Source organism: Bacillus sp. FSL R9-9834 (genome assembly GCF_038006905.1).
Classification (GTDB): Bacteria; Bacillota; Bacilli; order Bacillales; family Bacillaceae_G; genus Bacillus_A; species Bacillus_A pacificus.
In genome coordinates, this window is record NZ_JBBOWD010000001.1 from 3,346,062 (window position 1) to 3,357,890 (window position 11,829).

13 protein-coding genes are annotated in these 11,829 nt (G+C 37.0%); all 13 read right to left on the reverse strand.

Annotated elements, in window-relative coordinates; translation table 11 throughout:
• Nucleotides 1-129: 129 nt before the first annotated feature.
• Nucleotides 130-528: a hypothetical protein gene (locus tag MKY00_RS17365; RefSeq protein WP_016718201.1), complete on the reverse strand. Its 399-nt coding sequence runs from the start codon at nucleotides 526-528 to the stop codon at nucleotides 130-132.
• 42 nt (nucleotides 529-570) lie between these two features.
• A complete protein-coding gene (locus tag MKY00_RS17370; RefSeq protein ID WP_016718202.1) occupies nucleotides 571-795 on the reverse strand; it encodes a hypothetical protein in 225 nt (74 codons plus the stop codon).
• 14 nt (nucleotides 796-809) lie between these two features.
• On the reverse strand, nucleotides 810-1,859 hold the full coding sequence (locus MKY00_RS17375; protein WP_016718203.1) for a P-loop NTPase: 1,050 nt from the start codon (nucleotides 1,857-1,859) through the stop codon (nucleotides 810-812).
• Between the two features lie 66 nt (nucleotides 1,860-1,925).
• Nucleotides 1,926-2,162, reverse strand: a complete 237-nt coding sequence (gene moaD / locus MKY00_RS17380) for a molybdopterin converting factor subunit 1 (RefSeq protein WP_000628477.1) — start codon at nucleotides 2,160-2,162, stop codon at nucleotides 1,926-1,928.
• 4 nt (nucleotides 2,163-2,166) lie between these two features.
• Nucleotides 2,167-2,631, reverse strand: coding sequence for a molybdopterin synthase catalytic subunit MoaE (gene moaE, locus MKY00_RS17385; protein WP_000531873.1), 465 nt, complete (start codon nucleotides 2,629-2,631; stop codon nucleotides 2,167-2,169).
• Nucleotides 2,612-3,919, reverse strand: coding sequence for a molybdopterin molybdotransferase MoeA (moeA, locus tag MKY00_RS17390; protein ID WP_016718204.1), 1,308 nt, complete (start codon nucleotides 3,917-3,919; stop codon nucleotides 2,612-2,614). The genes moaE and moeA overlap by 20 nt, the downstream gene beginning before the upstream one ends.
• An 18-nt stretch (nucleotides 3,920-3,937) precedes the next feature.
• Complete coding sequence (locus tag MKY00_RS17395) at nucleotides 3,938-4,954, reverse strand: molybdopterin-synthase adenylyltransferase MoeB (RefSeq protein WP_016718205.1); 1,017 nt, start codon at nucleotides 4,952-4,954, stop codon at nucleotides 3,938-3,940.
• A 24-nt stretch (nucleotides 4,955-4,978) separates the two neighbouring features.
• Nucleotides 4,979-5,758, reverse strand: a complete 780-nt coding sequence (locus tag MKY00_RS17400; protein WP_029141173.1) for a formate/nitrite transporter family protein — start codon at nucleotides 5,756-5,758, stop codon at nucleotides 4,979-4,981.
• Between the two features lie 200 nt (nucleotides 5,759-5,958).
• Nucleotides 5,959-6,975 carry a GTP 3',8-cyclase MoaA gene (gene moaA, locus MKY00_RS17405; protein WP_016718207.1) on the reverse strand — a complete coding sequence of 339 codons (1,017 nt, stop codon included), beginning with the start codon at nucleotides 6,973-6,975 and terminating at the stop codon, nucleotides 5,959-5,961.
• A 20-nt stretch (nucleotides 6,976-6,995) separates the two neighbouring features.
• A complete protein-coding gene (gene fdhD / locus MKY00_RS17410) occupies nucleotides 6,996-7,793 on the reverse strand; it encodes a formate dehydrogenase accessory sulfurtransferase FdhD (protein WP_000802674.1) in 798 nt (265 codons plus the stop codon).
• A gap of 16 nt (nucleotides 7,794-7,809) precedes the next feature.
• The gene (locus MKY00_RS17415; protein WP_000039582.1) at nucleotides 7,810-8,154 is read right to left on the reverse strand and encodes a DUF2294 domain-containing protein; all 345 of its coding nucleotides are present in this window, start codon (nucleotides 8,152-8,154) and stop codon (nucleotides 7,810-7,812) included.
• Nucleotides 8,155-8,269: 115 nt separating this feature from the next.
• Complete coding sequence (locus tag MKY00_RS17420) at nucleotides 8,270-8,752, reverse strand: DUF1641 domain-containing protein (RefSeq protein ID WP_000729887.1); 483 nt, start codon at nucleotides 8,750-8,752, stop codon at nucleotides 8,270-8,272.
• A gap of 12 nt (nucleotides 8,753-8,764) precedes the next feature.
• Complete coding sequence (gene fdhF, locus MKY00_RS17425) at nucleotides 8,765-11,692, reverse strand: formate dehydrogenase subunit alpha (RefSeq protein ID WP_162493027.1); 2,928 nt, start codon at nucleotides 11,690-11,692, stop codon at nucleotides 8,765-8,767.
• Between the last annotated feature and the right edge of the window lie 137 nt (nucleotides 11,693-11,829).

The window sequence follows — 11,829 nt, forward strand, 5'->3', positions numbered from 1 at the left end:
ATGGTAACATGAAAAAACGATGGAAACAACTGAAGAACACTTTTTATTAATTTGTTACCTTCATATTTACATAGCCAATCAAAAGACTAATTATAGCTATTAAATAGAAAGATGTTATGGGCAAGATCCTTATATTTCATTCCCTTCACCCACTACCATAGCATCGAAAAAACTTCTCTCAATCACTTTTTCATCAAAGTGAAGAACTACAATTAGCCCTACATATAAAGAAACGAAATTTAAAAACCATTCCCCATTATCATCCTTATTAGCTAAACATTTAAATATCTCTTGAAATTGCATACGCTCGTCTATAGCAACAACCGGTCGCACACCAAAATATTTCAATACGAAATGTAAATCAAGCTGCACGGATAAGGATAAAATATATTTTAATAACTCCGTATAATGAGCAACATTTTTTTGACTATATAACTTCACGAGCTTTTGATGTAAATGAGTAATCGATAATTCTTCATCAGCCATTTTTGTTGCTTCTATCGTTTCAATCATCTTCTTCATATTCATTACATTTACCCCTCCTGTTACAAAACAAAAGCCAAAGCGTATTTATTTTATAATCAGCAATAATTGAGTATTTCTCGTCTCTCTTTCTTCTTCACTAACTAAGTCATACTTTTTTAGAAGATGAAAGACATCATTTAACATTTCTTGTGAGTGATTACCTTGTAAAAAATTTTTTAACCCTTTAAAAATCTCTTCAGATAAAAAACTCTTTTGACTTTCAAGTTTATTCCTTACATCTTCAATAGAATGATCGATATTACACGCCATAAAAAATTCCTCCTCTATCCTTTATAAATAATATCTTCTGCTAACGATGTAAACACTTCTCCAACAAGGGAATCTTCATCATATACAGATGAACCGCTGTTTTCTTCACGTTTTGCAAAAGGTACTTGTGCGATTACTTCTGTTTGCAATTGTTCTGCTAACATTTCCCCGCCGCCTTTTCCGAACAGATAATTTTTCGATCCATCTTGTTCTTCATAATAAGCCATGTTTTCCACAATACCTAAAATCTCGTGTTTCGTATGTTTTGCCATTACGCCTACTCTAGATGCTACGAATGAAGCTACATTATGTGGTGTTGTAACAATAATTTCTTTCGCCTGCGGAATCATTGCTGCAACATCAATGGCAACATCTCCTGTACCAGGTGGTAAATCAAGCAGTAAATAATCTAATTCTCCCCAGTGCGTATTCGCAAGGAAATTTTGAATCCATTTATTTAACATCGGTCCGCGCCACATAACCGGATTATTTCCTTCTGTAAAAAATCCCATCGACATGATTTTAACACCGTGACTAATAACTGGAATTGCTGTTTGATCAATCATCGTTGGTTTTTGATTCGTTTCCATCATAGCTGGAATGCTAAAACCATATATATCTGCATCTAATATCCCCACTTTTTTGCCCATACGAGCTAAAGCCGTTGCAAGATTAATTGTTACAGTTGATTTTCCGACTCCACCTTTTCCGCTCGTTACAGTAATAAATCGTACTCCTGAATCAGGACGAAGCATGCTCGGCATACCAGTTTCTGTTCTACTATTTTTCTTTAACTTTTCTGTTAGCGTAGCTCGTTCTTCTTGTGTCATAGAACCAAACGTCAAATCTACTTTAGATGCACCAATTGCCTGCAGAGACTCTTCTACATCTTGTTGAATTTTTGCTTTTAACGGACAACCTTGAATCGTTAGCACTACTTCAAGTTTAACCTCTGTTCCATTCATTTGTATATTTCTAACCATGTTTAACTCTACAATACTTTTGTGTAATTCTGGATCCTCTACATGTTTTAACGCATTCATTATTTGTTCTTGAGTAAGCATAGAACTCATCCCTTCTCGTATTCGAATTTATATATAGCATCTTCTTATCGTTTCAAGAAACGCTTATTATCCACCACTAACAGGCGGGATGAATGCGACAATATCTCCAGCTCGTATCATCTCTTCATTCGTTACAAACTCTTCATTAACAGCCACCATCACTCTATCAAGCGATTGTAAACTATAGTTTGCTTTGAGCCATTCTTTTAATTGCTGCACTGTCATTTCTTGTTTTTCTGAAATTACGAATCGATCTAATCCGACTTCCTCACGCAAATTTGCAAACAGTAAAATTGTAATCATTTTCTCATTCTTCCTTCTTCGGTTTTCCTGCTGGATATGGTGTATTTTCAAGTTGATCGCCAATCCACATCGTCCCATCTTCCCAAAATTCTTTTTTCCATATTGGGACGATTCGCTTTATACGTTCAATTGCGTATTCATTCGCTTCATAAGCTACTTTACGATGCGGTGATGAAACTGCAATGACTACCGCAATATCCATTATTTCTAGCCGGCCTACTCGGTGAGTAATTGCTACTTTTGCATCCGGCCATCTTTCACTAATTTCTTCACCAATTCTCATAAGTTGCTTTACTGCCATTGGTTTATATGCTTCATACTCTAAATGTAGCGTTCGTTTTCCTTTTGTTAATTCTCTCACTGTACCAATAAAAGTTGTAATCGCACCTGCGTCTCTTCTTGCAACCTTATTTGTTACTTCTTCAACTACAATCGGTATATCTACAATTTCAAATAGCACTTGTCCCATTAGAATCACCTCTCACTTTATAAAATGTCCAAGGCCATTCACTACCTTCGTTATCTTCCAACAAGAGAACATCTACGAACATATCTTTTTTATACCCTCTCGTACCACCTGGAAGTACAATAAATATATTTGTCTCTGCTAGAGAAGAAACTGAGCTAGATTTATCAAACCCTGACGGATAAGCGATTAACTGCCCTTCGTTATATGTTAGTTTTCCTCGTACAAATCTTGTAAATGGATTTGGCTTTAGAAAGTCTTCTCCTAATAACGCTTTTTCTCTTTTTACATGTGCTTTTTCACTAAACATATACGTCCGAATACAAGGTCTTACAAATAATTCAAACCCTACGTAACAAGCAGATGGATTTCCTGATAATCCAAATAATAACTTGCCATTTAATTGCGCTACAGTCGTAACACTTCCTGGCCTCATTGCAACTTTATTGAAAAGAACTGATGCACCTAATTTTTCATATATAGCTGGCAAATAATCGTAATCCCCTACTGATACACCACCTGTTGTAATGAGCATATCTACTTGGCTTAATGCTTCTTTTACAGCCGTAAAACACGTATAAAAATCATCGCTAAACTTCCCAAAATATTTTACTCTTCCGCCTGCTCTTCGGATTTGAGACAATATCATATACGTATTACTATTTCGGATTTTCCCTGGCTGTAATGAATCGTTTACATCCAGTAATTCACTGCCAGTCGCTAATAGTCCAACTACAGGCTTTCTCGCAACTGGCACCTCGCTATACCCGAACGTAGCAAGAAGAGCTGAAATACCTGGATTAATGTATGTTCCTTTCTTTGCAAGAACCGTTCCTTTACGAGCATCTTCACCTTGAAAAGAAATATTATCGCCCGTTTTGAATGACCGTTTCAATTCCATATACTTACTGCCAGCCTCCTCATATTGACGAGTCAGCTCTAGCATAACAACTGCATCACATCCACTCGGAATTTGCGCTCCTGTCATAATTCGAACTGCTTGAAACGGACCTACTTTCTCATCGAATAGCGATCCTGCACCAATTTCACCCACTACTTCAAATACAATTGGCGTTTCATAACTTGCTAAATCCGTATCTTTTGCTCTAATAGCAAACCCGTCATACGGTGAACGATTAAATGACGGCACATCATGGTCAGCTACTAAATCCTCTGCTAATATACGTCCGTAAGCTAATTCAATAGGTAGTAGCTCCTTTAAGCCGTTATGAGCAAATCCCATCACTTTACGAACAGCCTCTTCAACTGTGATTGGTACTCTTCTTTCCATTGTTGACAACCCTTTCTATTAGCCGAATACACGATAATATAGTTGTTTCGCTTTCGAAATATCATTTGTGCCATGAATAAAAATACGACCATCCCGAAAAACAACGATGCGGTACTCATCTAATTGGCAAGATAGTAAATACGGATTCCGATCTACTTCCCCCACTTTTTTTAATACTTTTTCTATATCATCAAAATTGTATTTTCTATTGTCTACTCGTCTAATTTGAACTGTATTTCTTCCGCATAAAGCAGCTACCTTCGTTTGATTTTCGTATAATAAATAAGGATAAATGCGATTCAAACCGCATGAAGAGCAATTGTCTGTCTTGATTTTCCCTAGTTTTATAAAATGGTTTTGATTACTCCATATATCAAATATGAAAAATGTTTTTCTAATTGCTGCAAAATCTTCTACTAAAATTTTGAGTGCTTCCGCCACTTGATATGCTGCGACGATTTGTACAGTCGGGCTAATAATTCCAGCTGTATCACACGTCACACCTGTAACTGGAACGTTCTTCAGCACACAATGTAAACACGGTGTCTCTTGCGGAATAATTGTACAACTCATACCGTACGAGCCAACGCAAGAACCATATACCCACGGGATATTATGTTTTTGTGATAAGTCATTTATTATAAATCGGATATCAAAATTATCTGTTGCATCAATGATTACATCGACATTTTCTAATAGCCCTTCTAAGTTTTCTACACACGCATCCATTACGAAAGCATGTATTTGTACTTCCGAATTAAGTTTTTCTAGCCGATTTTTAGCAGCGATTGCTTTTGGCAATTTCTCTCTTGCATCTTGTTCAGAGTACAATTGTTGCCTTTGTAAATTACTCCATTCAACGTAATCACGATCTATGATCGTCAACTTGCCAATACCTGCACGTACGAAACTTTCGGCACTTGCACTTCCTAATGCGCCTACTCCTACAATTAACACATGTTTATTTCGAATTTTTTCTTGCCCTCTATTCCCAATTGGTTTAAACAAATGTTGTCGTGAATACCGCTCAGCCATTACATACCCTTCCTCTCACGAACTCTATTTCATATTAGAATGTTGTTTTTGATAACAAGCAAAGTACGCAAATCCAACAAAACCAGCTCCGCCAATTACATTTCCGATAAAGACAGGAACAAAATTTTTAGCAAGATCCATCCATGTGAGATGACCTGCAAAAATAACTGCTGAGATGACAAACATATTTGCTACCACTTGCTGAAATCCAATCACTACAAATGCCATAATGGGAATCCAAATTCCGATTATTTTTCCGACAAAATCACTCGTCCCATAAGCGAGCCAAAGCGCCAAACAAACGAGCCAATTACACCCAATTGCTAAAATTAAAGTTCTTCCAAAAGATTCATGTAACTTGCCTTCTGCTATCGCTACCGTTTTATTTAAATAATCTCCCTCTGTTAATCCGCCAAGATGACCGAAACAATACGCTACGAAAATAGCTCCTACAAAATTCATAAAAGTAATCCAAATCCAGTTATTTAGCACACTAACCAATGTAATTTTCTTTGCATATAGCGCCATAGACAGTGACATCATATTTCCGGTAATTAATTCTCCTCCCGCTAATACAACGAGCATGAGTCCAACAGGAAAAACCGCTCCTCCTAAAATATTTACTAAACTCCCCCAGCGCTCAGGCAAATTACCTAAAACGCGAATGTTAAGTAAAAAACCTAGCGAAATAAACGCTCCTCCTAAAAAACCGAGAATAAGCATTGCTGGCAAGGTCTGACTTACTTTTTGAACACCGGCCTCAATGACAAGCTCAGCAATTTGTTCCGGTTTATGAAATGCCATTACTAATTCCTCCATTTTCTCCAAATAAAAAAGCAGCTTCAAAAAACCTCCTCAACATAAAGGTTTTTGAATGCTGCTTAATTTCTCTGCACATCTTTTACAGAGAGATCAACCATCACTTTTACTATAAAATAGAAAATCTACAACCGTTGCACATCTTCCATTTTGTATATACTTCATCATATTGTCACTTATATATATCAACCACCAATATGTGACATTTCAATTTTAGGTGCTCTTTTTTTACTTGTATGACTTAAGCGTTCATCTGAATAACGATCTTCTCGTTTGTTCCATATATCGCGTACGACATCTGTTATTTCCTCGTCAGTGTATTCTGATCGAAGCAGTTCTCTCAAATCATTTCCTTTAGAAGCGAACAAACAAGTATATAATTTTCCTTCTGCAGAAATACGAGCTCTCGTACATGAGGAGCAGAAGGAGTCTGTTACTGATGAAATAATACCTATTTCTTCATCACTTCCAATATAACGATAGCGAGTCGCAACCTCTCCTACATAATTCGCTTCTATTCGTTCTAATGGCATAACTTGATGAATCGTATCTACTATTTCTTGTTTAGAGACAACCTCTTTTAAATCCCAACCGTTATAATTTCCAACGTCCATATACTCAATAAAACGAATAATATGTTTATTTTCCTTAAAGTATTGCGCCATCTGCAAGATATCCTGTTCGTTTTTCCCCTTTTGAACGACCATGTTTATTTTAATTTTCATACCGACTTCAGCTGCAGCTTGTATTCCTTCCAGAACCCTTTGTACTTTGCTTCTATTACCATTCAAATAGAAAAACCGCTCTTCTTCTAAGGAATCTAAACTAACTGTCACACGTGATAAACCCGCCTTATATAAATCAGGAGCAAACTTTTTAAGTAACGATCCATTAGTTGTTAAACCGATATCCTCCACACCATCTATTTTATTCAGGCGCTCAATAAGCTGCGGAAGACCTCTTCGAAGTAACGGTTCTCCGCCTGTAATCCGTAATTTTCTAACACCTAAAGAAACGAAAATACGCGTTATCCTTTCAATTTCATCAAAAGATAAAATTTTATCATTAGACAAAAACGAGTAATCAGGACCAAATATTTCTTCTGGCATACAATATCGACAGCGAAAATTACAGCGATCAGTAACTGAAATACGTAAATCCTTTAACGGACGTTGTAGTTTGTCTAATGTGACAGATTTCATATTTATTGCCTCGCTTTTACTTATTTTATATTTAAAACACGCTCCGGATGCGTATATACATTTAAGGATTCATTCCGAATAAATCCTATCGTAGTAATACCTAATTCTTCAGCTAGCTGTAAAGCCAACTCAGTTGGAGCTGATTTTGACAGTATAATTTCACAACCAATTTTTGCAACTTTCAATAATATTTCCGAAGAAATACGACCGCTAAAAACAATGATTTTATCTCTTATAGAAATATTATTTTTTAAACAATAACCGTAAATTTTATCTAACGCATTATGCCTTCCGATATCCATTCGACTTAAAATAATACCATTCACATTGCACAAAGATGCATTATGAACGCCCCCTGTATGACGAAATGTCTCCGCAGATTGCTGCATTTCTTTCATTAATCGAAAACAGTCTTCTGCAGTAACCTGTACATGGACGCCATTCATTTTCTTTGCGCTTAGTGCATCATTTGCAAAAACAAATCCTTGTCTACTCATACCACAGCATGAAGTAATATACCGTTTATTTTGCATTTGTTCGTAATACGGATTTACTTTTGCCGTCGTGACATGTACAAATCCTTCTTTCTCTTGTACCCATATGTCATCAATATCTTCATACTTCCGAATGATTCCCTCAGATGCTAAGAAGCCTATTACCATATCTTCTATATATTCTGGAGTACTAACCATTGTAACAAACTCCTGTCCGTTCATTTTAATCGTGACTGGAAACTCTGTTACAATGCTGTCCTCTATATGTTTAAACGCCCCTTGTTCATAACGAAAGATTTCTCTTTCTACCTGTATCGGTTTCACGATCAGTATCCTTCTCTCACGTTATATTTTTATCAAAAACAAATACCGAAACTGCAATATCTTCTTCTACTTTCATATCTGAAAACAAATTCACTAATTTCGCTCCAACAAGTTCCTCCAAATGTTCACGGGAATTTGCAGCATACACTTCTTGAATCATTTTCGTTCTAGCCATATGAACCATTTCCGCACCGTCCATCGTACTTGAAATGAATTTTTCAGTAGGTGTTAAGTTTCCGTAAAGAGTCGCAATCGCCATATTTTCAGCGAAAACAGTATGAATTCGTTCTGGCCCTTTTCCGAAAAGTTCCTTTCGAAGTTTTCGAATCATATCATTAAATTCATGTACTTTTTTTGACATACCACTATACCTCCCAAAAGCCTCATTTTACTTTATTATATATTTTACCAAAATGAGCCTTCCGCCCAAACTATTTCGTACAAACATTTGGGCGAAAAGATTCACTTCGTGAAGGTTACTCGTCTTTTAACCCTTTACCCATACCTTTTAAGAAATGAAGCCCAAATCCGATAGCACGGTTAATGTCTGGATCTTTCAATACTTTCATAAGATCGAATACCCCTACTTTTTTATTACTCTCTAGATGTTCATTACCTTCTTCTAGCCCTACTAATAAGCTACCTATAAGCTTTTTCGTAAGTTCCGGATCAAGTTCTGTTAAAGCACCTGCAGCCCCCATCATATTATTAATTAAATTTGTAACAGGCTCACGAGTCACTTGGCCAAGAACAATTTTTGCGATTGGTTCTTTCGCCTTTAGCATAGAATTAGCTGCTTCTAACATGCCAATATCATTCAATTCCCCTACTATGTTAAACATTTGATTTAGAGCGTCTTCATTATTAGCTAGAAGCTCTTTTAAATCATCTAATTTTTTCTGTTTTATTTCTTCCTCAGTTAATTCTTGTTTTTGAATCATTTTTATAGGTGCAGCCATATTTTTCTCCTCCTACTTATCCGTTAAATGCACATACCCTGGACGTGCCCACTTACGATGTACCTCAATACCAGATTGAGGATGACGTTTTTTATTACGCGGATTCGCTTTTGGCATCGGATTTTCACCCTCAATTTCCAGCACTTCCATACGCACTTTCGTCTGTTTATAAGCAGGTGTGTTCGTACGCGTATCAACGGCAGGACCTGTTAAGAAATTAATTGCTGTTTCATTATCTGTAGAGTTCATCGGTAAATATAACTCATTCGCTTTTACACGATTTGTTACAAGTGCACGTAATTTTAACGCTCCAAACGGAGAGACAAGACGGACTAATGAACCAGTTTTTACTCCACGTTCTTTTGCAAGTGCTGGAGAAACTTCAACGAAAACGCCAGGCACTTTCGTTTGAATACCTGTTGATTTATTTGTCATATTCCCTTCATGGAAGTGCTCAAGCATACGACCATTGTTAATATGAAGGTCGAACTCAGCTGGGAATTCAGCTGGGCGCACCCAGTCAGCAATCGCAAAACGAGCTTTTTTATCTGGGAAGTTAAATCCATCTTGGAAAAGCAATGGTGTATTCGTGCCGTCAAAACTTCCCCAATGGAAACTATTCCATCCTTCCAGTACTTCATAGTTTGCTTGTGAGAATAGTGGTGATAAACTTGCCATTTCAGCAAAGATTTCACTTGGATGGCTATAATTCCAGTTTGCACCTAATTTATTCGCAACTTCCTGCACGATCCACCAGTCTGGCTTCGCATCTCCAAGCGTAGGAAGAACTTGATATAGTCTTTGAACACGACGCTCTGTATTTGTGAAAGTACCTTCTTTTTCAAGAGATGGCGCTGCTGGTAATACAACATCTGCATATTGAGCCGTTTTAGATAAGAAAACATCTTGCACAACGAAGAAATCAAGGCTTGATAATACTTCATGTACATGATTCGCATTAGAGTCTACAAGAGCCATGTCTTCTCCGACAAGATACATAGCTTTCATTTTCCCTTCGTCAATCGCGTGAAGCATTTCAATATTATTCAGACCTGGTTCACTATTAATTTTCACTCCGTAAGCCATTTCAAATTTCGCACGTTCCATATCGTTCGTAACGTGCTGATATCCAGGAAGCCATCCTGGTAAAGTACCCATATCACAAGCACCTTGTACGTTATTATGACCTCGAAGCGGATATGCACCAGCGCCTGGACGACGATAATTACCTGTTGCAAGTAGTAAGTTTGAAATCGCAGCGGAAGTATCAGATCCACCTGTATTTTGCGTTACCCCCATTCCCCAAAGGATACATGTACCATCTGCATCACGAATCATTTCAGCCATTTGAATCAGTGTTTCTTTTGAAATACCAGTCATTTCTTCTGCATATTCAAGTGTATATGCTGTAAGGCTCTCTTTGAAATCTTCAAAGAAATTTACATTCTCATCAATAAATCGTTGATCGTGCCAGCCTTGATCAATCATATATTTCGTAACAGCCATTAACCATACTTGATCTGTTCCTTGTTTTGGACTAATAAAGACATCTGAACGCTCTGCCATTTCTGTTTTACGAAGATCAGCCACAATTAATTTTTGTCCGTGTAATTTATGTGCACGTTTAATACGTGTAGCTAAAACAGGATGACCTTCTGTCGGATTACAACCTACAATAATAACAAGACCAGATTGTGCAATATCTTTAATCGTTCCAGCATCTCCGCCCATACCAATTGTCCGGAATAATCCGTCTGTCGCTGGTGATTGACAATAACGTGAGCAGTTATCAATATTATTCGTTTCAAATACTTGTCGAGCTAATTTTTGAATCACATAATTGTCTTCATTCGTAATTTTAGATGAAGAAATAAAACCGATAGCATCTTTTCCGTACTCTTCTTTAATCGCTCCTAATTTACTTGCAACTACATTCAATGCTTCTTCCCATGTAGATTCAACAAACGTTCCATTTTTACGAATTAAAGGTTTCGTAATTCGTTCTTTAGAATTTACGAAGTCCCAACCAAATTTTCCTTTTACACAAGTAGAAATTGCGTTAACTGGCGCATCAGAAGAAGGTTGTACTTTAAGAATTTTACGTCCTTTCGTCCACACTTCAAATGAACACCCTACACCACAAAATGTACATACTGTTTTCGTTTTCTTCGTGCGAGTATCACGCATGGCCGCTTCCACTTCTGATACCGCAAAAATACCGCTATATCCAGGCTCAACTTCTTTAATTAAATCTACCATTGGTTCAAGAATATCTGGTTTTAATCCCGTCATAAATCCAGCTTCACCAAGCATCGTTTTTTCCATTAAAGCGTTACAAGGGCAAATCGTTACACATTGACCACAGCTCACGCATGAAGAATCATTAATATTTACTCCTTCATCCCAAATCACTCGTGGTCGCTCCGCTTCCCAGTCTATCGATAACGTTTCATTTACTTGTAAGTTTTGACACACCTCAACGCATTGACCACATGCAATACATTGATTCGGGTCATAGCGATAAAACGGATGCGTCATATCAACTTCACTTACATCTACTTTCGGTTCATAAGGATATTTTTGATGTTCGATTTCCATTAATTCTGCTGTATTATGCAGTTTACAGTTCCCATTGTTGTTGTCACATACTGTACAGTATAATAAATGATTTTCTAATAACCGATCCATCGCCTCTGTTTGTGCTTCTTTCGCACGAGTAGAGTTACGTTCAATGTTCATACCTTCTGTCGCTACTGTCGAACAAGAGCGCATTAACTTTCCGTCAACTTCTACAATACAAGTGTCACATGTTTGAATAGGATCTACTTCTGGCACGTAACAAATTTGCGGATGTTCAATCCCGTTCTCATTTATAACACCCAATATCGTTGAACCGGGCTCCGCTGTATACTTTTTTCCGTCAATTGTAATATGAACCATGTTGTTATTCACGGTCTTTCCCCCTTTTTGAGAATAAAAAAACTCCACCACGAAAATATACGCACCACATTTCGGCACGTTATTATCATGGTGGAGTAGTTTATTAGCACATCTTGCTAAAATACCAATCCATTTAT